This is a genomic window from Pleurocapsa sp. PCC 7327, assembly GCF_000317025.1.
In the GTDB taxonomy this organism is placed as follows: domain Bacteria; phylum Cyanobacteriota; class Cyanobacteriia; order Cyanobacteriales; family Microcystaceae; genus Hydrococcus.
In genome coordinates, this window is sequence record NC_019689.1 from 3248861 (window position 1) to 3269415 (window position 20555).

Consider the following 20555-nt stretch of genomic DNA (forward strand, 5'->3'; position numbering starts at 1 on the left):
AAGCAATAAAAGCTTATAAACGGCGAGTCGGGATTGAAGCAATGTTTAAGGATTGTAAAACGGGTGAATATAATTTAGAAGGGTCTAAAGCCTCAATAGAAAGATTAACTCGCTTAGTTTTATTGATGGCGTTCGCGAAGCGTGCCGGAGGCAATCTCGCCTACACGAGTTCAACCTTAAAAGGCAAAATAATTACAGCGAAGGGACAACAACAATACATCGGTCGCTTGAGAAAGATTAAACAATCTTTGACTCCAAACAGTAATTTTTGGCTCGGATTATATGGAGATGTCTGGATAATAACAAGAGAATTCGTTGCCCCTAGGGGAGAAGAATTGATGAGACTTAACTCAATAAGCTCCCATTTTATCAGAGAGGGATAAGAGCTATGAACATTATACAGCAAGCTTTCTAGCTGAGTTGCCACCCCGTCAGATAGTAGGGATTTGTCAATTCATCCGTGGGAGGATTGTCTGAAAAGATCCCGTCCCAATAAGCATCCTTACCAATCTCAACGGCACCAAAAATATTAGGAATCGCGCAAGAGGCTAGATCCAAAAATCAATTAATCGCTGCCAAACTGGATTATCGCCTTTTTTCAGAGCATACCAGATCGGAGCCGCACAGATGGCTCCCCCTGAAGTTCCACTTAAACTAACGATCTCGAACTTATCTTGAATGTTATTCTCAAAAAGTGCTTTCAATGCCCCAGCCGTAAAAGCAGCTTGACCTCCTTCTCCTTGGTAAGCGATCGCAATTCTAGTCTTCATGAAAATGGGACTCCCGATAAAAGCTTTCTCGCAATCGAGAGAATTGTAAAATATAAATCATAAAACTTGTCAGCAAAATCTTTATTCAATTTTGTATATAGTTTGCATAGCTAAAAATCAATTTTTTATCAAAATTCTTGCGTTGAAAACTTTATAACACGTATTCTTATTCTTATGGTAGAAATTAAGCGACTGACAAGACTAATGTATTTTTTTATATAATTACGACCAACGCTTAGCCAACAATCAAATTCCATGTTAGAAGCATTCATCTTCGCCACAATATTGTGTGGATTTTTCGGCATTATCCTTAAAAAAAATCTAGTGATGAAGATCGTCTCTATGGATGTTATGAGTACAGGAGCGATCGCCTATTACGTATTGATTGCGTCGCGAGATGGCTTATTTACACCAATTATTTCGGATGTCAAAAATGTCGCTTACTCCGATCCAGTTCCCCAGGCAGTTATTTTAACAGCAATTGTCATTGGTTTTTCGATTCAGGCTCTCATGCTTGTGGGTGTTATGAAGTTGGCACGGGATAATCCCACTTTAGAAAGTAGCGAAATCGAGAAGAGCAATACTCCATGACTAACAACATTACGATCGCCTGGCTCGTCTTACCCTTTTTTATCGGATTTACGCTTTATCTGCTGCCCAGACTCGATCGCTATCTAGCACTAGGGGTAGCATTCGTTTCGGCAGGATATGCCTTAGAGCTATTTTTCGAGGAATCACCCTTAAAGCTAAAGCTACTAGATAATTTTGGCGTTACTTTAGTAGCCGATCGATTGAGTGGTTTCTTTATCCTCACCAATGCCCTAGTAACCGCAGCTGTCCTACTCTACTGTTGGCGTAGCGGAAAGAAGGCTTTTTTTTATATGCAGACCATTATTCTGCATGGCAGTGTTAATGCCACCTTTATCTGTGCAGATTTGATCAGTTTATACGTGGCTTTAGAGGTAATCAGTATTGCGGCGTTTCTCTTAATTGCCTATCCCCGTACCGATCGATCGATCTGGGTAGCATTACGCTATCTGTTTGTTAGTAACACGGCAATGCTTTTTTATCTGGTGGGGGCGGTACTAATCTATCAGGCGCATCATTCCTTTCATTTTGCCGGTTTGCGCGGTTCTCCGCCAGAAGCGATCGCGCTTATTTTTCTCGGACTCTTGGTAAAAGGGGGCATCTTTGTATCGGGATTGTGGCTACCGTTGACCCACTCCGAATCAGAAACTCCAGTATCGGCGATGCTGTCGGGAGTAGTGGTCAAAGCAGGAGTTTTTCCGCTAGTGCGTTGCGCGCTGCTGTTAGAGGAAATCGATCCCATTGTCAGGTTTTTTGGGGTTGGGACAGCACTACTGGGCGTATTTTATGCCGTGTTTGAAAAAGATACTAAGCGGATGTTGGCATTTCACACGGTTTCCCAGTTAGGTTTTGTTTTGGCTGCCCCAGTCGTAGGCGGGTTTTATGCCTTAACCCACGGTTTGGTTAAATCCGCCCTGTTCTTGATCGCTGGTATTCTGCCAAGCCGTAATTTTAAGGAACTGCAACATCAGCCCATCGCTACCCCAATCTGGATTGCCCTGGTTATCGCCAGCTTTTCTATATCTGGCTTTCCCCTCTTGTCTGGTTTTGGGGCTAAAGTTTTGACCACTAAGAGTTTGTTGCCTTGGCAGGTTGTTGGGATGAATCTTGCCGCACTGGGAACTGCCATCTCCTTTGCTAAATTTATTTTTCTGCCCCATGAGAGGATTGAGAAAAAAGAAGAGGTACAATCTGGTTTTTGGTGGGCAATGACGATCTTACTCGGCGGATTAATTGCAGCCAACATTGTATATTACGAAGCTTATACCGTAAACAATATCGTCAAACCGCTAGTAACTATTGCTATTGGCTGGTTGGCATATATTTTGTTTTTTAAACAGACGGGGATTAAATTATCCCGTGCGATCGAGCAATTCGACCATCAGATCGGGCTGATGAGTCTGATGTTAATCTTTCTCTTCTGGATGGTTTGGGCATGAGATCGAGTGCGATTGCATACAGATAATTAAATTAAAAGAGAGTGGAAGAGGTGGAGGTAGTCGAATGCAGCGAAGGATCTCAAGGGTTTGGAAGTAGAGGAAGAAAAGAAAAAAATCTTGCGATCGTACCTTAACTTTTAACTGATTAGACGAACTTGATATGATTAGATATCTGGATTTAATATTACGACTGGCAATCTGGTTTTTGCTCACCGCCGATGCGAGCTTGGCAAATATTATTATCGGTGTTGGTATCGCATTACTCTTGCCCCGCAGCCATACTGCCCCAGGAGCATTAAAAGATTGGCTGCGAACGTTGTGGGAGATTGTTGTTGCGATTCCCAAAGCATATCTTGAGGCTGTGGAAATCATCTTCCGTCCCCACAATCACGAAGATGTCACGATGGAGCGAGTCAAACCCCAACGGACGCCGGGACTCATATTTCTAGATATATTTTTGATTACCTTTACTCCCAAAACCATTGTCTTGAAGTACCACGAAAAAGGCTGGTACGAAGTACACCGAGTGCGGCGGAGGCCACCCAGATGAGCCTACTCTTGATTACTATGATTCTGGCTCTACTGATCCCGATTTATGAAGCTTGCCAGGATGATGATATTTGGCAGAAGATGTTGGCATTTGCCAGTATTGCCACCAAAACCTCGATCGTGATTCTCATGGTATCCGTCCTGCGGGATGATTGGATGATTGGGGTGGTTGCGGTCATTATCCTCAGTGTGGGGAATGCGGGATTAATGCTGCTGGCACATTTAATCAAACGGATGAGCGAAATATGATCGATCTTTTAGGTTACATCTGTATCGGTATCGGAGTTATTTTCTGGTTCTGGGGAACTTTTCCTTTAATAGGTAACAAATCGGTATTATTTAAACTACACAGTTTGTCTGTTGCTGATACCTTGGGTTCGATGAGTATTGTTATTGGTTTGCTGCTGAAGATCCCCAGAGAGTGGCCACTGTTAATCTTGGCAATCATTACTTTGGCAATCTGGAATACAGTGCTGGGATATGTGTTGGCATACTGTTCCAGTAGCGGAGGCGACAATGACTGATAGCTATATCTATGTCATAACTGCTCTACTGCCGTTAACGGCTTGTATGTTGGTATGTCAGGTCAATCCCTATCATGCCCTAGTTATCCGAGGCATACTGGGAGCGGTAGCAGCGTTGGTGTATGCGGTTTTAGGAGCTGCGGATGTGGCTTTGACTGAAGCCTTGGTAGGTACGATGCTGGCGATTACGCTTTACGTGGTTGCAGTGCGTTCGTCATTGGTGATGCGGATTGGAATACTCAAGGACGGAACGAGCGAGGGTAGTAAGTCTCTGCAAAACGGCAAAGGCGGATGCGATTTTGAAGAATTAGAAGAATTAATAGATAATTTACGAACAACGATTAGCAAATATCATCTGCGTTTGGAGTTAGTGACCTACCCAGATAGACGAGCTTTAAATCAGGGATTAATCGAAAAAGAAATCCACGCTACCTTGACTAAATCGGAAACATGGGAACGGGATGACCAAAAATGCACAGTAGAAGAGGACGAGCGACAGCCCTATCAAACCGCGATTGGGGTTCGTCGTCTCTATGAAATCATGCAAAGCGAACTTTCATCATCACGGACAATCCTAACCTATGTTGGCGCAGCAAAAGCACAGGAGAAGCATTAATGAAATGGATCTACATTGCAGCAGGGATATTGCTATACATCAAAATGATGATTATGCCCAATCCTGCATCAGATGGGTTCGATATTTCGATTGTCGAAGCGGTTGTCCGAGATAGTGGAGTGCCAAATGCGGTTTCGGGGATCATTTTCAGGAATCGGCTGTATGACACGATCTTTGAGGTGATCGTATTTACGATCGCAATTTTGGGTTCTTATTTTCTACTGGCTAATGAAAAACCGACCGAGAAAGTTTATCAATTTACCGATCGACCATCAATCGTTCTAGCACGTTTGGGAGCAACCATTACCTCGCTAGTAAGCATTGAATTGGCAATTCGAGGACATCTCAGTCCCGGCGGTGGTTTTGCAGCTGGGGTAGCAGGGGGAACAGCGATCGGTTTGATTGCGATTACCTCGCCATCAGAGTGGATGCAGGGGATCTATCAACGATGGCAAGCTGCTACCTGGGAAAAGGTCTCAGTTCTGATTTTCATCGTATTGGCAGCTGTGACTCTGCTCGGATTGGAATTCCCCGATGGAGAGTTAGGTACGCTGGTTAGCGGGGGGATTATCCCTTTACTCAACATTTTAGTGGCTATCAAAGTCGCTTTAGGTTCGTGGGCTGTTGTTTTACTATTTATTCGTTATCGAGGATTGTTGTAGAAGAATCAGAATTTTTTGACGGTTGGGGGTTTGATGGCTTTAGCGATCGCTCTGGTTAGTAATATCAAATAGTAGTGCGGAGCTGCACGGCTTGCGACGTCGATATTAACACATTGGCTCAGGAATCTCAAATATCAAATAGTAGTGCGGAGCTGCACGGCTTGCGACCAAGATGGTCGCACTCCTATTTTTTGTGTTTATTTAACCGAATTTTAATATAAAACGATATTCTTTTCAATACTTGCGCTGGCTTTTAGCCATGTTAGTAACAAGCTAAGATAGTACTAACTTTAGATTCTCTCTTTGCCATGGAGACGCTGCCCGAACGCCAATCCACTTCTGACTTTCGAGCCGTGCCCGCTCCGCTCGGCAAGATTCCGCCATGGCTGCGTTTGGGATTAATTTTTCCCCTCATTTTTCTCAACGGCTGGCTGATTTCGCTGCTGATTAATTACCTGGAGCCGTTGTTGAGCATTCTGATTACCGCATCGCTACTCGCCTTTTTACTCGACTTTCCCATTTTGTTTCTTCAGAAACAGGGCATTCCTCGAAAGTTAGCGATCGCGCTGGTTTTGCTCTTAGGGTTGCTAGTCCTGGTACTATTGGGGCTGACTTTGATTCCCTCGATCGTGCAGCAACTGAGCGATTTAGTCGAAAATTTGCCTGTCTGGATCGAGACGGGAAGTCAACACGTTCAAACCATACAAAAGTGGGCGATCGCGCAAAAGTTATCCATCGACCTTGGCGATATCGTTGCACAAGCGGCAGCAAGGGTTTCTAACGCGCTACGCACCTTGACCAGTCAACTGCTAAGCGTTCTACTGAGTACCATTAATAGTCTGGTTAACATTCTCTTGATTTTGGGACTGGCTGTTTTCTTGGTTTTGACGGGAGAAAGCGTCTGGAGGGGGATTTTTAGCTGGCTTCCGTCGCCTTGGGATGGGCGATTGAGAGAATCAATTCGGCAGACTTTTGAGGCTTACTTTGCTACGCAAGCAATTTTAGCAGGGATTTTAAGTATTACGCAGACGATCGTTTTTCTCCTGCTCGATGTGCCCTATGCAATTCTATTTGGCTTTGCCATCGGCATGACTACGTTGATCCCCTATGCCAGTACCGTGACGATCGCTGTTATTAGTCTCTTACTCGCGCTACAAAATCTTCAATTGGGAATTAAAGTCTTAGTCGCCGCGATTGTTATTGGTCAGATTAATGATAGCGTCGTGGCTCCCCGTCTCATGGGCGGCATGACGGGACTCAATCCAGTTTGGATTATCATTTCTCTATTTATTGGAGGGAAGCTGGGAGGAATTTTAGGGTTGCTAATAGCCGTGCCCACCGCCAGTGTCATCAAGAGTACGACTGACACCTTACGTTCTCCTCATTCGGAGTAAGTGGTATATAAGTTAGCAACACAAAAAATTTGGGCGTTATTCGTGGAAATAACGCCCAATTCTCTCGTATTCTTATCCTTAGTTCGATGCAATGCAATTGTTAGCTCTAGAATTCTTTTCTTAGCTTAGTGCAGCATGGCTGCGATCGTAATTTTTCCTAAAAGTAGGTTGAGCCTTGCCTTGAATGCTAGTCCAGTATTCATTATCCACATCTACGCCAATTTCAGATGCAGCACGCTCCAGCATTGCTTGCTGTCGATGCTTGACTGCATGGTGGTGGCGCATCATTAGGGCACGAGCTTGTTGTTCGGCAGACATCATTCTTTCCTCCGAATTGCTTATTGAGTGTCATTAATGGTTGAATTTGCTTTCTTCTATTATATATAACACAAAATTCTGTATTAGATTTTACAAAATGCTGATAAAAAACATAAATTTATAAAATTTTTGGGATCGCTCTTGTTTTTATCGTAGCTTTAACCTTCCTGACTTATTGACAAAATCCAGTTTTGCAAAATCGGGTTAACTATCTCCGGGGCTTCATCTTGAGGACAATGACCCACGCCTTCAAGGGGAATAAACTGTTGCACTGCGGGAAAATCAGCCAGCTTGCGCCCTAACTCTATCGGTTCCCAAGGATCTTCAGTTCCCCAGAGGATCAAGACAGGGCAGGAAAGAAGGGGCAGCAAATCTTCTGGTAGCGGACCATAAGAATAGCGAGTAAACGCGAGAAACACGTCTGCCGCTCCTTTATCTGTTGTTGGTTGCATAATGATATCGATGAGTTCGTCGGTGACGGCTTCCTGACGGCAGTATGCTTGTCGCAAAATTTTACGAACGACTTCAGGTCGAGCAATTTGTTTAAAGAATAGATAGCCGATTAACTTATTGCCTAAAAGTTGTTGTAATATGTAGGAGCCAAGGTTTTCATACCAGAGCAATTGCCCTCTTTTGCGATCGTGAAGCAATCGCAGAGTGCAGTTAAGCAAAGCAACTCCCAAAACGAGATCTGGATTATCTACCGCCGCTTGCATCGCTACGATACAGCCGATAGAGTTGCCAACTAAAAAAACAGGGCTACCGACGACCTCGCGACAAAAATCTGCGACCTGCTGTCCCCAAGTTTCAAACGTGTAATCGATCTCTACGCCGGGAGTTGGTTTTGCCGATCCCCCAAAACCAATCAAGTCGATCGCGTAGCAACGACAATTTTCTCCCAAAATGGGCAGATTTTTGCGCCAATGTGCCCAAGAAGCTCCAAAGCCATGTATTAGGACTACCGCAGCTCCTTTTTCTCCCACGCTTTGATAACAAATGGGAAAACCTTTCCAAGTCCAGATTTTAGGAGATGCATCCGAAATGCGGTGATTTTTTAGTTGTTTCATATTTAATTTGCATGTGTTAGCTTGCTAAAAAGCCTACTATTATTGAGAAAGTAGGATTTAAAAATTAAACTTTAAACTTTGTATGGCAGAAAAGAAGAGGACATAACCTACAGAAAAAGAAAACGAGATTATTGCCCTAGTTTTTACATTTTGTAATAGTTCCTGCCAGACTGCCAAGGAAAACCGAGGTAGGGAAGTGCGAGTATGAACGACCGAGTTGACAGAATTCTACAAGAATTCGCAAGCCGATCGCTTGAGATTGAGGGGGCTTTTTTGGTTTCGTCTCAGGGTCAACCCATCACCGTAGCAATGGGGATGGAATATAATAGCGCGTTAATTTTGGCTGGAACAATGCTCCGTTTGGCGCAGATAGTTCGAGAGGAATATGCGTGGCAAGAAATCGAACAAGTTTCTATCCGATCGCAAGAAGGATATGTTATTTTATTTCGCTGTAGCAAAGAGGTTTTCTTGCTTGTCAAAACCGCCAGAGTTCCTTGGGGTTTTCTCGATCGCGATATCCATCGCACGGTTAAAACGCTTCAGAGCGAGCTTCAAACAACTGACATCCCTAGATTGACGGCTGAAGACTCTTCCCAATTAACGCTATTGTGGGAAGATAGACAAATTGCAGCCAGCGAGCGAGCCAAGACCAAATTCAAGCTCGATGGCGATTTTATTGCTCGCGCTCAACAAGAACTAGCACAATATATCGGTCCGATTGCTTCTATCGTGTGTAAGCGGGTTTTGGCTGAGAAACCTAACATCGATCCCTCCGAATTTATTGAAGCTTTAGCCAAACATATTCCCCAACAGAAACAAGCACTCAATTTTCAGCGCCATTTTCTTTTTTAATGCCAAATTCCTGAATTGGAGAGAGACTTAGCCCTGAAAAAATTATGGAAAAGAAAGTTAGAGCGAGATATGGTAATCCCAATAGTTTACTAAAGTTAACCAAAACAGGATAGCCTAGAACCGTAGCGATCGCCGCATAGAACTTATCTCGATGGAACTCAATACCATTCCCCAGCGCCTTCGCATTTGGTTCAAGTCCTTACACTTCGGACGCAGTTCCGTCGATACTCGTTACGCGCTAGTCGAAGCTTGCCTGATCGGAATCCTATCTGCATTAGCAGCTTTATGGCTTAAAAAAGGCATTGGTTGGCTGGGAGGCTGGCGCATCCAAGCGGCGCATCAGTTTGGGGCATGGTTAGTGCTACCTGCGGTTGGTTTGAGCTTTAGTCTGTTAGCGGGTTGGATCTTACAAAAGTTTTCTCCGGCAGCGGCGGGTGGTGGGATTCCTCAAGTTAAGGCAGCTTTGGCGCGATATCCCATTCTGTTGTCCCTGCGGGTTGCCGTGGTGAAGGCGATTGGTACGACGCTAATTTTAGGGGCAGGTTTGACCCTCGGTCGCCGAGCGCCTACAGTCCATATTGGAGCGGCATTGGCGGCGCAACTGAGCAGTTGGATTCCCACTTCGCCAGAACATCGCCGTCAGATGATCGCAGCCGGTGCAGCAGCGGGATTAGCGGCAGGGTTTAATACGCCAATTGCCGGAGTTTTGTTTGTCGTCGAAGAATTGATGCGGGACGTATCGGACTTGACTCTAGAAACGGCGATCGTCGCTTCTTTTACGGGGGCGGTCGTGTCTCGGCTTTTAGATTCAGCCGATCTCAACATCCCCGCCAGTTTGCTCGATGCTCGCTCCGGCAGCTTCTCAGCCCCAGAAATTCCTTTTTATCTATTTTTAGGGGCGCTAGCGGGAATTTTGGGGGCACTTTTCAATCGAAGCATGATGTTTAGCCTCTGGGTCAATCGTCGCTCCAATTTGTCCCTAGCTTGGCGCATTGGTATAGTCGGCTTACTTTCCGGCGCGATTATTGCTTTTTTACCGCCGTTTTTTCAGGATAATTCGGGACTGCGGGAGTTTTTAGTCTATGGTGGGTTGTCCTGGCAAAATATCGCGATCGCTTTTGTTGCCCATTTTTTCCTAACGATTCTGGCATATAGTTCTGGTGCCCCAGGGGGACTGTTTGCGCCCGCACTGGTGATGGGTTCCGCCCTGGGGTATTTAGTCGGCGATCTCGCGGGCTGGCTTTCGGGAATTAACAGCGAATCGACTTATGCTCTGGCGGGGATGGGGGCATTTTTTACGGCAGTTGGTAGGGTTCCCGTCACCGCGATCGTCATCGTTTTTGAAATTACTGCCGATTTCAATATCGTGTTGCCGCTAATGGTGACTTGCGCGATCGCCTATATTGTAGCAGAGAGCATTTCGCGCGGCTCGATTTACGAACATTTGCTGAAAACCAGCGGCATTCAACTCAAGCAGCAGGAAACGCCGCGCAATGATTTTCTCAACAAATTAACGGCTGCCGATGTCATGCAGTCTCAGGTAGAAACCCTATCGAGCGATCTAACCCTCGACGAAACGATGCTAGCAGTCTCCCGTTCTCACCATCGCGGGTTTCCGGTGATCGAGGAAGGAAAATTGGTCGGGATTATCACTCAAAGCGATCTTGCCAGTCTCAGCCAGCGATCGCCACAAACGCTACTAAAAGAAATTATGACGATGCGACCGATTACGGTCAAGCCGGATACTTCCCTCAGCGACGTTCTTTACTTGCTCAACCGCTATCAATTATCTCGCCTGCCCGTTACTGAAGGCAGTAAACTCGTCGGAATTATTACTCGCACCGACATCATCCGTAGCGAAGTCAATCAACTCAACCAAGGCACGCAGCGAGCGTTTAAACCTTCTCCTTCCTACGTAGCCTATCAAACTCGCTCGCCATCGGTGGGAAAGGGTCGAATCTTGCTCCCCATCGCCAATCCCCAAACGGCACCTGCGCTGATGAAGATCGCCGCCGCGATCGCTCGCTATCATCAATACGAACTAGAGTGCCTGCAAATTATTAAAGTGCCTAAGCATATTTTTCCGTCCGAAGCTTATGTCAATACCCAAGAAAGTCGCAAATTGCTCCATCGCGTCGAAAGATTGGGTCGTCAGTGGAATATTCCCGTACATACGCAAATCCGAGTCGCGCAGGATCGGGCTGAGGCAATTTTAGAAGCGATCGCAAAGCAGCAAATTAATATCCTTCTGATGGGCTGGAAAGGCAATACAGCTACCCCAGGCGCGATTTTTGGCGATCTCGTAGACACTATAATTCATCGAGCGCCTTGCGATTTAATTTTAGTCAAATTGGGCAGCAGTCTCAATGCCTATCCCAACGATTTGAATCAGTCGGCTACTTGGTTGATTCCTATGGCTGGAGGTCCTAACGCGCAACGGGCGATCGAGTTGCTACCGGGACTCGCTAGCTTATATTCTCGCATCCATTCTCCCAAACTCTGGCTGTGTCAGGTTTATTCTCCAGCAACGTCTGCTCTCGATTGTTCTTTATTAGAGTACTCTACCGACTATCTTAGAAATAACCTATCGCTTCCGGTGATGCCGATTGCCGTGCGCTCTCGCTCGGTTTCCGATGCGGTCATTCGCTTGGCAGGCGAGGAAAAATGCAGTGTCGTCATGCTGGGGGCAAGTCGCGAAGGATTATTGCAACACGCCATTCATGGCAATATTCCCGAAGCGATCGCTAATAAAGTTGAAAGTACGACGATTATAGTCAGAAGCGCTTACTGAGGCAGAGAAATGGCAGGGAATTTTGATGATGCTCTATCTGTTTGAGTTAATTCCCAGAAAATGCTATAATTTAGGTCGTCAGTCCATGTTTAAGGGCAAAACGCACTAATTCGGTACGGCTATTGGTTCCGGTTTTACTAAACAGGCGGCTGACATATTTTTCGACATTTCGGACGCTAGTATCCAAGCGTCCTGCGATTTCTTTATTCATTAATCCTTCTGCTACCAAATCTAAAACGCTTTGTTCTCGTGGCGTTAACTCAATTTTGATCGGAGAAGGCGTGGGAACTAGATGAGAGGATTGACCTAGCTGTTCTTTAATAGCTTTGATATCTTGGACGATTTCTGCTAGTTGCGCCGCTTCGCCGCTAGCTGCTACCGTCTCTTGGCGGCGTTTGAGAACGTTTCTAACAACTGCTTCTAGCTCTTCGGGATCGAAAGGTTTGGATACATAGGCATCGCAACCCGCCTTGTATCCTTGAATGCGATCGCTCGTCATTCCTCTGGCGGTTAAAAAGACAACTGGGAGTGCTTTGAATCGGTCATCTTCACGCAGTTTTTTGAGAAATTGATAGCCATCTACTTGGGGCATCATAATATCGGAGATGACTAAATCTGGCGTCTCGTGTTGGATCGATTCCCAAGCTTCGTTGGCGTTACTGGCTAATTGGACTTTGAATTCTCCGCTGTCTTCGAGATAAGCTTGTACGGACTCGCGAACCCCAGGTTCGTCATCAACGAGAAGTAATTTGGCTTTTTCGGACATATTTTTCTCTCCTACAGGCAAAAAATTCAGAATCCTGAACAGTTGCGTTCGCAGGTTGCACTTTACAGAATTCTGAATTTCGATAATGCGATCGCCGATTATTTACTCAGCTGAAACCGCTTGTACTTCTATTGTCTCATTGCTTGTTTCTGTAGGAGCAGCGACAGGGTTAGTTTTTGTAGATTTAAAGCGATCGAGGATTAACTGTGATACTTCAGTCACCAAAAATGTTACAAGGATAAAGTCGTCAATCTCTCCTACGATCGGAAAGAAATCTGGGGAAATATCGAATGGGCTGAGTAAATAGACGAGAGTACCCAGAATAATCCACCAACGGTATTTGGGATTGCGGATGGCGTTGCGATAGAAATTGTAGATCGATTGAATAGGAATTTTCATCAACGGACTCCCTTAGCAATTACTTTTTATTGTGACAAATTAATTCGCATTTTTCCGGTGCGGATCGCCGATGTACAAATTAGGGTAAGTCCCACTTTTGGAAACCTGCGGTTTTGGAAAAGGGATAATATCAATGCGCAATTATCAATAAGTCAGTAGGTTTGTGTGTAAGACTTTTCGAGCGAGCATCTGTAGCGCTCTTTTTTTAGCAATGGGATAACGCGAAGCGTTATCCTTTTTTCCTGAATTTAAATTAGTTTTACAATTTATTTAAGAAGTTTTTCAGAAAGAGTCATTAAAGTGCATTTTGTGCGACTGTGCTGCTAAAAAAGATCTGCTTGTAGCAACATCGGTACGATAAAGCCAAAAATTATCGCTCCAATCCCCATGACCAGCGACCAAAAGCGAGGATAACTTCTTACTGTAGTGCGATTTGTCTTGAGTTGAACTAAATCGACACGGGGAATAATTTCTCGTCTGAACCAACCAACAGCTTGAACTTCCGACCCGATTAACTTCTGTACCTGAGTTGCACCAAAGAGGAAATTGCCCAACGACCCAAAACGAGAGGCGTAGCGAGTATAAATCGTTCCCATTTTATCTTGTAGTCTGAGGTCGGAACCAAACTGATATCCGGCGGCATCCGCACGACCGATGAGCTTGCCTTGAAGTTGTACGGGGCGACCTCGCAGGGGACTAGCATAGGGATCGCACATCAAGGTGAAAATATCGGTCTGAGAAACGCGCCCGAAGTCGGGATACATGGCAAAGGCATTGATTAGCGTACCGATGCCAAACCCAAAGAAACTAAAGCTTGGCAAAACGCTTGCATTGCTAGAGATTAAAGCGACAAGCAAACCCAGAAGAAAACCCGCGATCGCGCTAACCCATTGTGCGTTAAAAAGTAAGATATCTAGCACTAAATTTCCATACAACTTATTCTTGTTCAGCTTTCTGCCTTCGCGTACCACCGCCGCCATATCGAATTCGGTCTCCAATCCCATTTGCTCGGCGTAGGTAGTTAGGGCGCGAATGCGCTTGCCCGTTAGCGGGTGAGTCGAATTCATTTCCATCCACCAACCCCAAGGGTTAAACATATCCCAGAGAAAGACTCGTCCGATTTGTTGCGAGTTCGAGGCTATTCGATAAGCAGTCCCAGTAGCAACGGCTGCTTTGGAATCGTAAATACCGAGCGCGCGAGTTCCTTCTATTAATTTACTGGGTTCTTGGGTACGCTGTCCTTGTTCTAAAATTCCATAGGCAATTTTCACTAATGCCCGTGATAGCGCATTGGGATTTCCGGTTGTTTCGGCAGCAAAATGGTCGGCGTAGTACTCTCTAGTTCGGGATAAATACAAGATTAAATAGGTGCCAACCAGATAGAAGACATAGGCGGTAATAGCTGCCACTTGGATAGCATTTTTTATCTTGTTATCGTTGCCGCCCCGGCTAAAATTTCTGGCAAAAGTATAAATTAAGTAGCTAATTTGCACTAGAGTAGAGGCTACCGTCATGATGGCAAAATCCCAATGAACGATATGCCCCAATTCGTGGGCGTATACTGTTGCAACTTCGTCGTCGTCGAGATAGGTAAATAGCCCCTGACTGACCACTAAACGAGCGCTATCTGGAAAAGAACCATAGGTAAAAGCCGTGGGATTTTGGTCGTCGATAATTCCCAAACGGGGCAGACTAATATTTTTCTCGCGACAGACGCGCTTGATGACTTCTGCGGCTTCTGGGCTTCGGCGTTCGATTTCTGCTAAAGGCACCCAATGAGTTTGATAAAACCACTCCTGGGTGAGATCCATCATCGATGGAGAGATAAAAAAGGCTGCCGTATTGAAGATTAAGGTAATGATAATTGCCACGGCGAGTCCGCTAAAGGGATCGTTGCTATTGAGAATGAAAAGTATGGCTAGACAGAGGACTAATACCATCCCAAACAGCAAACAGATGGTAGCGATGGAGACCAAGGCGAGATTATCTGCAAATCCTTTCATGACCAACCTTACCCCAGTTTGAGCTGCCCTACCCGCTTTTTGTAAAGGTTTTGGCGCTTCTGCTGCGGCTTCTTCCCTTGGCGTTTCTGCTTTGTTGAGAGTAGACAGGAACCCTTTTGCCCAATTGCTGACTTGGGAGTCGAGGTACCGTTCGAGTTCTTGACACAGTGCGATCGCTTTGTGTTTTTCCCCATTGCCGTGATACGCTCTCGCTAGCGCCATTTGTACCTGGGCGTACTCTTGTGAATGGGGATTAGAAGCCGTTTGACAATAGGCTGCGAGCAATTCTATTGCCTCAGAGTAGCGATGCTGTTGCAGTGCCTTCAATCCATCTTTGAGTGACATGAGTGGCTCCCCAAAAGTTAGGAAAATAGAGTCTTAGTTTTATCAATACCCGTATTTTCCAGGGAAAATAACACTGAGAAAAAATTTGCAATGATGAATTATAAATTCTAAAAATTAGCAGCAAAATGAAGCATCTACCAAGATTCTTCGCTTCACGGAACCTGCCCGAATCGCGAAGTGCGAAGGGTTACGCGACCAATGACCATTCATACCTTGATGCAGCAAGACATAAAAATTTTATAATTTGATTGGCTCGATACCTTGCACCAATATGTCATTATTGGCGATTGCTCAATATCACAGATGCAGGAGCTGAGCTGGTTGAATGACAAAACTCAAATCGCCCTCACCCCAACCCCTCTCCCCGAGCAGGAGAGGAGCTTTCCACTTAAGACTTTTGCCTGAAGTCCCTTCGCCCCTTATGGGAGAAGGGATTTAGGGATGAGGGGACAAAGATTTGTCAGTCAACCAGGGAGCCGAATCTACCCAATAACGTCGCTAATAATTATGCCCAAATTTATTATGTGGGGCAGCTACTGCGAAAATGCACTCGAAAAACGCGCCCCCTATCGCCAAGATCATCTCGACGGACTCGCCGCACAAAAAGAAAAAGGGATTTTAATTACCCTCGGTCCTACCAAAGACGCGACAAAAGTTTTCGGGATTTATGAAGCAGAAGATGAAGCCATAGTCCGTCAAGTCATCGAATCCGATCCCTATTGGCAAAATGGCATTTGGACAGAGTATGAAGTCAAAGAATGGATTCAGGCATTTTAGTCATTCGTTACAACAATTCAAAATTATTCTTCTTCCTCCATTTTGAATTTTGAACTTTGAATTTTGAATTTAAAAAGGTTGTTTGTTTTCTTTCCATCTCTCGCTATGATTCTCGCAGAACGTAGCCTACGCCCCGAACCGTGTGGATCAGTCGCTTTTGCCCTTCATTTTCGATTTTGAGGCGTAAATAGCGAATATAAACCTCAATGACGTTTGATTCTCCTCGGAAATCGTAACCCCAAACATTTTCCAAAATTTGCTCCCGACTTAAGACTTCTCTGGGATGAGACATTAAATATTTGAGGAGTTCAAACTCTTTCATGGTCAGATCGATGCCCTGTTCGCCTAGAATTAAGCGGCGCGTTGTCAAATCTAAAACTAATTCCCCAAACCGCAGTTGTTCTTTTGATGCTTCTCGAGGGTGTAGATAGAAGCGAACCATTTGCAAAAACTCTTTGGAGTGATAGGGTTTGAGTAAATAGTCGTCAGCGCCCGCTTCCAGACACTTCACTCGTTCCTCCACCGTTTCTTGGTCGATCGACAAAATAATCAGAACGCGATCGCCTTTTTGTCTCAGTTGACGACAAAGCCTCAATCCCGATTCTCCAGCCAAGGCGCGATCGATAACTACCATGGCGGGTTGTAGAGTTTCGATCTCCAACAAAGCTTTATCGATATCCGGCGCGATCGCCGTTGTATAGCCCGCTTCTATAAGATCCTGACTTGCCTGTTGGGCAAAGGCTTCATCGGTCTTTACCAATAAAATACAAGGATTGAGCACGGTCGCGATCGAAAGCATAGACTAGAAATCAAGTTTCAATAGTAGAATGATTTTTTCCTGTTTTAACACTAATTAATAAAATCGATCGGCTGTGTTAACAGCATCAATTAATAACTAACTACTAATCACTAATAACTGTGCGGGTGAGTTTGGTCTATGGGGATGTAACAAGATACTCATATTTACAATTCTTCGACCTGCTCTTCGACCTGCCCTTACCGATCGTAACTGACTAAGGGAGTTCCACAGAAGTTGGCTTAGCGATATGGGGCAATCCCCAACCTAATTTTTCTCGCAGGATGCGGAAGAACTCTGGCGGTTGCAGGCGGATAAAACGCGCTGTATAGGGAGATTTTTCAATGTGTATGCGATCTTCTGGCAAGACGTAACAACCAGCATTCCCATCTACAACCATCACCATTCGGTTGGGAGTTGCAGGAAAAATATTCACGGTTTCTGTATCGGAAAATACCAGTGCCCGCGAGGCTAGCGAATGGGGACAGATAGGCGCTAACTGCATCACTGGCACATCTGGGGTTACGACTGGTCCTCCGGCGCTGAGAGAATAAGCAGTCGAACCCGTAGGAGTCGAGACGATCACCCCATCTGCCGCAATATCGACGGCTGCGTGCCTGCCAATTTGAATTTCAAAATGGCACATACTGGTTAGCGGTTCTCGATGCACGACCATTTCGTTGAGGCATAGCGCTTCCCAGAGCAAATTATCCTCTCGAAAAAGCTGCACTGTAAGCATCGATCGCGCTTCGATTTCATAGTCATGCTGGAGAAGCTTTTCTATAGCTTGCGGCAAATGATTGACATAGGTTTCCGTCAAAAAACCCATGTGTCCGGTATTGATAGTCAGCAGTGGAATGCCACAGGGCGCTAACTGGCGAAAGGCAGCCAAAACCGTCCCATCACCTCCTAAAACGATGGCAAAGGACAAATTTTCGTCAAAGTGCGGCGGCACTAACTGTTCGATCCGAGTATGGCAAACAGGGCGATTGGGTTTGGAATATCCCAAAAGACCGCCTCTACCCGTTTCCATGACTATTTCCCATCCGCGAGACTTCAGCTTGTCTCGCAATTCGGCTGCGACTCTAGTTGCGATCGGCTTTTCGTCGTTATAGATAATGCCTGCTTTTGGCACGTCTGGTTATCCTGCGTCAGATTTTACTCAAAATTGAGGCTTTTTAAAGGGAGTTTTTTTCTCTTTCTTTTTGTTCTTGTTTTTGTCGTAACCAAGCTCTTTGAGCTTCGTCAAAATTCGACTAAAGTATTCTTGTAAGTAGGATTCTAAAGTAGTGGTTTGCTCCCGATCGAGTCCAAAGATCTGATATACCTCTTCCATCGGCGCGTTGAGAGGGTTGCCGCTAGCGAGAACCTCCGCAAAAGCCAGGCGATCCGAGACGTTTTGCGTCCACTGAAAAAATCGAGTTGTCTGACGCATGAAACGAAGCAATCCCAGAGGAACGCGGAAAATTTTCGCCTCTCGCCCCGATAATTTCTCGCAAAGACCAATAATTTCTTCAGAAGTCCAAGCACGAGTTCCGACGACCGGAAAGGATTTTCTCGCCGTTTCGGGAACTTCTAAGGCACGAATCGCAAATTTGGCAATATCTTGCGTGTTCATGTAGGCGATGGGCGTGCTTTCCCCGGCAATCCAAACCGATTGATTGTCTAATATGGGAATGGCATATTGGCTGATGAGTCCTTGCATAAAACCACAAGGACGCAAAATTGTATAATTTAGGTCGGTTTCAGCCAAGAAAAGCTCGGTGCAGCGCTTAATATCCATTAAAGGAACGTTAGGATATTTCTCGGCATTGAGAATCGAGAAAAAAATAAATTTTTCGACTCCCACCGCTTTGACGGCTTTGATTAAATTAACCTTGCCTTCCCAATCGACTTGTTTGATACCGAGAGAATCGGTGGCTCTGGTCGTCGCGGCATCGATAACAGCCTCAATGCCTTCTAGAGCAGGAGGCAAAGTTTTGGCATCGCAAAGATTTCCCTTAACTAATTCTGCTCCCCATTCTTTTAAAAATGCAGCTTTTGTCTGATTTCTCACCAAACAGCGGACTCGATAGCCCCGATCGAGGGCGCATCGAGCCACTTGTCTTCCCAAGGTGCCCGTGGCACCGACCACTAATAAGTTCATCTATTAAATAATTTCGTTACAAATTTTTAACTTTCTCTAAGATATTAGCAGAAGCCGTGCTTATGCAAGCAACTCAAGTCGTATGACTATTTGCGTCTGGACGAAAGAATTTCGCTCAATCGCTATATTCGAGCCAAAAAAGCGAAAATAAAGACTGTTCGCGGCAAATCTACTTGAGTCGTTCATCTTTTGCTTGCGATCGCTCAACAAGATCTAACAAGCTCTTGGAACGGAAGCTTAGAATTATGAAGAAGTCCATGGTTATATTAGGGTTATCTATTTAATTGTCAAACAGATGATAGAGTCAGAAAATCTGGTCATTAGTTTGAGCTAGAATAAGTTGTCTGTTTGCGATCGCGCGTAAATATGGGCAACACCTTTGGGCATTTATTTCGGATTACGACTTTTGGGGAATCTCACGGCGGCGGAATTGGCGTTGTCATCGATGGCTGTCCCCCGCGACTAGAAATTTCCCAAGCAGAAATTCAACAAGAGTTAGACCGCCGACGACCGGGACAGAGTAAAATCGTTACGCCCCGCCGGGAAAGCGATAGTTGCGAAATTCTCTCTGGCGTGTTTGAGGGCAAAACTCTGGGAACGCCAATTGCCATTCTCGTTCGCAATCAAGATGCCCGTTCGCAAGACTACAACGAAATGGCAGTCAAATACCGTCCTTCCCATGCCGATGCCACCTATGATGCTAAATATGGGATCCGCAACTGGCAAGGAGGAGGGCGCTCGTCAGCTAGAGAAACGATCGGTCGGGTAGCAGCAGGCGCGATCGCCAAGAAAATCCTCAAACTTGCCGCCGGAGTCGAAATCATTGGCTATGTCAAGCGCATCAAAGATATAGAGGCGATCGTCGATCCCAATACCGTTACCCTCGAACAAGTAGAAAGCAATATCGTCCGCTGTCCCAACCCAGAATGCGCCGAACGGATGATTGACTTAATCGACCAAACCAGAAAAGATAAAGATTCTATCGGCGGCGTGGTTGAATGCGTCGCCCGCAACGTTCCTAAAGGATTGGGAGATCCGGTATTTGATAAATTAGAAGCAGAATTGGCAAAAGGGGTAATGTCCTTACCCGCCAGCAAAGGGTTTGAAATCGGTTCGGGGTTTGCAGGGACGCTTCTGAGTGGCAGCGAACACAACGATGAATATTACATCGATGAAAACGGCGAGATTCGCACGGCGACAAACCGTTCGGGTGGGGTTCAGGGAGGCATCAGCAACGGCGAAAATATTATTATCCGGGTTGCCTTCAAACCGACGGCTACCATTGGTAAGGAACAGCGGACTGTCACTCAAACGGGCCAAGAAACCACGCTAGCAGCAAAAGGAAGACACGATCCCTGCGTGGTACCGAGAGCCGTTCCTATGGTAGAAGCAATGATGGCATTGGTTCTGTGCGATCGCCTATTGTGCCATCACGGACAATGCGGATTGCCGCTGGAGTTTAATCAAAATCTTGTCGCGATCGCGCAATAAAATACAAGGCTCTTTCACTCTTAATTTAGAAATTTGCCTATTTAATACTTCTTATTTAGGTTATTTAGGCAATTTTCATTTACTGAGCTAAGATATCTTGTCGAGTAAATCTGGACTTTAGCAAAGGTTTGAGTAGCGTTTCGGCTGCGTCAGTTTCTTTATTAATCAGGTATAGCCGCGCGAGCGTCACGCGAGCAAATACATAGTCAGGAAGGCGTTCGGCAATCTCTTGCCAAAGTGCCAAGCTCTCAATCGATCCAAA

The 20555-nt window shown here is 45.4% G+C and carries 22 protein-coding genes and 1 pseudogene; 12 read left to right on the forward strand and 11 right to left on the reverse strand.

The genetic code is table 11. From position 1 onward, the window contains the following. Positions 1 to 411: 411 nt before the first annotated feature. Both PLE7327_RS24890 and PLE7327_RS14535 read right to left on the reverse strand, forming a co-directional pair. The gene (locus PLE7327_RS24890) at positions 412 to 558 is read right to left on the reverse strand and encodes a patatin-like phospholipase family protein (protein ID WP_186005325.1); all 147 of its coding nucleotides are present in this window, start codon (positions 556 to 558) and stop codon (positions 412 to 414) included. Beyond that, positions 555 to 770, reverse strand: a pseudogene (locus tag PLE7327_RS14535) (patatin-like phospholipase family protein); the annotation flags it as partial. The pseudogene PLE7327_RS14535 and the gene PLE7327_RS24890, both read right to left, overlap by 4 nt. Positions 771 to 1025: 255 nt before the next feature. Here PLE7327_RS14535 and PLE7327_RS14540 point away from each other — a divergent pair. The 8 genes from PLE7327_RS14540 to PLE7327_RS14575 all read left to right on the forward strand — a co-directional run bounded on the left by PLE7327_RS14540 (position 1026) and on the right by PLE7327_RS14575 (position 6542). Next, positions 1026 to 1361: a cation:proton antiporter subunit C gene (locus PLE7327_RS14540; RefSeq protein WP_015144568.1), complete on the forward strand. Its 336-nt coding sequence runs from the start codon at positions 1026 to 1028 to the stop codon at positions 1359 to 1361. After that, a complete protein-coding gene (locus PLE7327_RS14545) occupies positions 1358 to 2797 on the forward strand; it encodes a cation:proton antiporter (protein ID WP_015144569.1) in 1440 nt (479 codons plus the stop codon). Before PLE7327_RS14540 ends, PLE7327_RS14545 begins: the two co-directional genes overlap by 4 nt. A 160-nt stretch (positions 2798 to 2957) precedes the next feature. Further along, positions 2958 to 3347 (forward strand): Na+/H+ antiporter subunit E, encoded by a 390-nt coding sequence (locus PLE7327_RS14550; RefSeq protein WP_015144570.1) that lies wholly within the window; start codon positions 2958 to 2960, stop codon positions 3345 to 3347. After that, a complete protein-coding gene (locus tag PLE7327_RS14555) occupies positions 3344 to 3595 on the forward strand; it encodes a hypothetical protein (protein ID WP_015144571.1) in 252 nt (83 codons plus the stop codon). Before PLE7327_RS14550 ends, PLE7327_RS14555 begins: the two co-directional genes overlap by 4 nt. Further along, a complete protein-coding gene (locus PLE7327_RS14560) occupies positions 3592 to 3870 on the forward strand; it encodes a monovalent cation/H(+) antiporter subunit G (RefSeq protein WP_015144572.1) in 279 nt (92 codons plus the stop codon). Before PLE7327_RS14555 ends, PLE7327_RS14560 begins: the two co-directional genes overlap by 4 nt. After that, a complete protein-coding gene (locus tag PLE7327_RS14565; RefSeq protein ID WP_015144573.1) occupies positions 3863 to 4486 on the forward strand; it encodes a DUF4040 domain-containing protein in 624 nt (207 codons plus the stop codon). Before PLE7327_RS14560 ends, PLE7327_RS14565 begins: the two co-directional genes overlap by 8 nt. Further along, the gene (locus tag PLE7327_RS14570; RefSeq protein ID WP_015144574.1) at positions 4486 to 5148 is read left to right on the forward strand and encodes a Na(+)/H(+) antiporter subunit B; all 663 of its coding nucleotides are present in this window, start codon (positions 4486 to 4488) and stop codon (positions 5146 to 5148) included. Before PLE7327_RS14565 ends, PLE7327_RS14570 begins: the two co-directional genes overlap by 1 nt. A 308-nt stretch (positions 5149 to 5456) precedes the next feature. Next, positions 5457 to 6542: an AI-2E family transporter gene (locus tag PLE7327_RS14575; RefSeq protein WP_015144575.1), complete on the forward strand. Its 1086-nt coding sequence runs from the start codon at positions 5457 to 5459 to the stop codon at positions 6540 to 6542. A 120-nt stretch (positions 6543 to 6662) separates the two neighbouring features. Here the strand turns inward: PLE7327_RS14575 and PLE7327_RS14580 are convergent, their stop codons facing one another. Further along, positions 6663 to 6860 carry a hypothetical protein gene (locus PLE7327_RS14580; protein ID WP_041392178.1) on the reverse strand — a complete coding sequence of 66 codons (198 nt, stop codon included), beginning with the start codon at positions 6858 to 6860 and terminating at the stop codon, positions 6663 to 6665. A gap of 158 nt (positions 6861 to 7018) precedes the next feature. Next, entirely contained in the window at positions 7019 to 7927 is a 909-nt protein-coding gene (locus PLE7327_RS14585; RefSeq protein WP_015144577.1) for an alpha/beta fold hydrolase, read from the reverse strand. A gap of 204 nt (positions 7928 to 8131) precedes the next feature. On the opposite strand from PLE7327_RS14585, the gene PLE7327_RS14590 reads away from it, so the two are divergent. Both PLE7327_RS14590 and PLE7327_RS14595 read left to right on the forward strand, forming a co-directional pair. Continuing rightward, complete coding sequence (locus tag PLE7327_RS14590) at positions 8132 to 8779, forward strand: hypothetical protein (RefSeq protein WP_015144578.1); 648 nt, start codon at positions 8132 to 8134, stop codon at positions 8777 to 8779. Between the two features lie 151 nt (positions 8780 to 8930). Next, positions 8931 to 11570, forward strand: a complete 2640-nt coding sequence (locus tag PLE7327_RS14595) for a chloride channel protein (RefSeq protein ID WP_015144579.1) — start codon at positions 8931 to 8933, stop codon at positions 11568 to 11570. Between the two features lie 70 nt (positions 11571 to 11640). On the opposite strand, the gene PLE7327_RS14600 is transcribed toward PLE7327_RS14595, so the two are convergent. From PLE7327_RS14600 to PLE7327_RS14610, 3 genes are all read right to left on the reverse strand, one after another. Next, on the reverse strand, positions 11641 to 12336 hold the full coding sequence (locus PLE7327_RS14600; RefSeq protein WP_015144580.1) for a response regulator transcription factor: 696 nt from the start codon (positions 12334 to 12336) through the stop codon (positions 11641 to 11643). Positions 12337 to 12438: 102 nt separating this feature from the next. Further along, on the reverse strand, positions 12439 to 12735 hold the full coding sequence (locus PLE7327_RS14605) for a YkvA family protein (RefSeq protein ID WP_015144581.1): 297 nt from the start codon (positions 12733 to 12735) through the stop codon (positions 12439 to 12441). A gap of 323 nt (positions 12736 to 13058) precedes the next feature. After that, a complete protein-coding gene (locus PLE7327_RS14610; protein WP_015144582.1) occupies positions 13059 to 15083 on the reverse strand; it encodes a M48 family metalloprotease in 2025 nt (674 codons plus the stop codon). Between the two features lie 507 nt (positions 15084 to 15590). Between PLE7327_RS14610 and PLE7327_RS14615 the strand changes: the two genes are divergently transcribed. Beyond that, the gene (locus tag PLE7327_RS14615) at positions 15591 to 15860 is read left to right on the forward strand and encodes a YciI family protein (protein ID WP_015144583.1); all 270 of its coding nucleotides are present in this window, start codon (positions 15591 to 15593) and stop codon (positions 15858 to 15860) included. Between the two features lie 103 nt (positions 15861 to 15963). Here the strand turns inward: PLE7327_RS14615 and nblR are convergent, their stop codons facing one another. From nblR to PLE7327_RS14630, 3 genes are all read right to left on the reverse strand, one after another. Next, positions 15964 to 16659 (reverse strand): response regulator transcription factor NblR, encoded by a 696-nt coding sequence (nblR, locus tag PLE7327_RS14620; protein WP_015144584.1) that lies wholly within the window; start codon positions 16657 to 16659, stop codon positions 15964 to 15966. Positions 16660 to 16873: 214 nt separating this feature from the next. Then, on the reverse strand, positions 16874 to 17791 hold the full coding sequence (locus PLE7327_RS14625) for an NAD(+) kinase (RefSeq protein ID WP_015144585.1): 918 nt from the start codon (positions 17789 to 17791) through the stop codon (positions 16874 to 16876). Between the two features lie 27 nt (positions 17792 to 17818). Further along, positions 17819 to 18802, reverse strand: coding sequence for an SDR family oxidoreductase (locus PLE7327_RS14630; RefSeq protein WP_015144586.1), 984 nt, complete (start codon positions 18800 to 18802; stop codon positions 17819 to 17821). A gap of 366 nt (positions 18803 to 19168) precedes the next feature. On the opposite strand from PLE7327_RS14630, the gene aroC reads away from it, so the two are divergent. Continuing rightward, complete coding sequence (aroC, locus tag PLE7327_RS14635; protein WP_015144587.1) at positions 19169 to 20293, forward strand: chorismate synthase; 1125 nt, start codon at positions 19169 to 19171, stop codon at positions 20291 to 20293. A gap of 79 nt (positions 20294 to 20372) precedes the next feature. On the opposite strand, the gene PLE7327_RS24895 is transcribed toward aroC, so the two are convergent. Continuing rightward, positions 20373 to 20537, reverse strand: a complete 165-nt coding sequence (locus PLE7327_RS24895; RefSeq protein ID WP_186005326.1) for a hypothetical protein — start codon at positions 20535 to 20537, stop codon at positions 20373 to 20375. Positions 20538 to 20555 lie beyond the last annotated feature (18 nt).

Bases quoted from the DNA above. Each gene is read 5' to 3' on its own strand.
- PLE7327_RS14540 (WP_015144568.1), top strand. From the start codon at position 1,026: ATGTTAGAAGCATTCATCTTCGCCACAATATTGTGTGGATTTTTCGGC.
- PLE7327_RS14545 (WP_015144569.1), top strand. From the start codon at position 1,358: ATGACTAACAACATTACGATCGCCTGGCTCGTCTTACCCTTTTTTATC.
- PLE7327_RS14550 (WP_015144570.1), top strand. From the start codon at position 2,958: ATGATTAGATATCTGGATTTAATATTACGACTGGCAATCTGGTTTTTG.
- PLE7327_RS14555 (WP_015144571.1), top strand. From the start codon at position 3,344: ATGAGCCTACTCTTGATTACTATGATTCTGGCTCTACTGATCCCGATT.
- PLE7327_RS14560 (WP_015144572.1), top strand. From the start codon at position 3,592: ATGATCGATCTTTTAGGTTACATCTGTATCGGTATCGGAGTTATTTTC.
- PLE7327_RS14565 (WP_015144573.1), top strand. From the start codon at position 3,863: ATGACTGATAGCTATATCTATGTCATAACTGCTCTACTGCCGTTAACG.
- PLE7327_RS14570 (WP_015144574.1), top strand. From the start codon at position 4,486: ATGAAATGGATCTACATTGCAGCAGGGATATTGCTATACATCAAAATG.
- PLE7327_RS14575 (WP_015144575.1), top strand. From the start codon at position 5,457: ATGGAGACGCTGCCCGAACGCCAATCCACTTCTGACTTTCGAGCCGTG.
- PLE7327_RS14580 (WP_041392178.1), bottom strand. From the start codon at position 6,860: ATGTCTGCCGAACAACAAGCTCGTGCCCTAATGATGCGCCACCACCAT.
- PLE7327_RS14585 (WP_015144577.1), bottom strand. From the start codon at position 7,927: ATGAAACAACTAAAAAATCACCGCATTTCGGATGCATCTCCTAAAATC.
- PLE7327_RS14590 (WP_015144578.1), top strand. From the start codon at position 8,132: ATGAACGACCGAGTTGACAGAATTCTACAAGAATTCGCAAGCCGATCG.
- PLE7327_RS14595 (WP_015144579.1), top strand. From the start codon at position 8,931: ATGGAACTCAATACCATTCCCCAGCGCCTTCGCATTTGGTTCAAGTCC.
- PLE7327_RS14600 (WP_015144580.1), bottom strand. From the start codon at position 12,336: ATGTCCGAAAAAGCCAAATTACTTCTCGTTGATGACGAACCTGGGGTT.
- PLE7327_RS14605 (WP_015144581.1), bottom strand. From the start codon at position 12,735: ATGAAAATTCCTATTCAATCGATCTACAATTTCTATCGCAACGCCATC.
- PLE7327_RS14610 (WP_015144582.1), bottom strand. From the start codon at position 15,083: ATGTCACTCAAAGATGGATTGAAGGCACTGCAACAGCATCGCTACTCT.
- PLE7327_RS14615 (WP_015144583.1), top strand. From the start codon at position 15,591: ATGCCCAAATTTATTATGTGGGGCAGCTACTGCGAAAATGCACTCGAA.
- nblR (WP_015144584.1), bottom strand. From the start codon at position 16,659: ATGCTTTCGATCGCGACCGTGCTCAATCCTTGTATTTTATTGGTAAAG.
- PLE7327_RS14630 (WP_015144586.1), bottom strand. From the start codon at position 18,802: ATGAACTTATTAGTGGTCGGTGCCACGGGCACCTTGGGAAGACAAGTG.
- aroC (WP_015144587.1), top strand. From the start codon at position 19,169: ATGGGCAACACCTTTGGGCATTTATTTCGGATTACGACTTTTGGGGAA.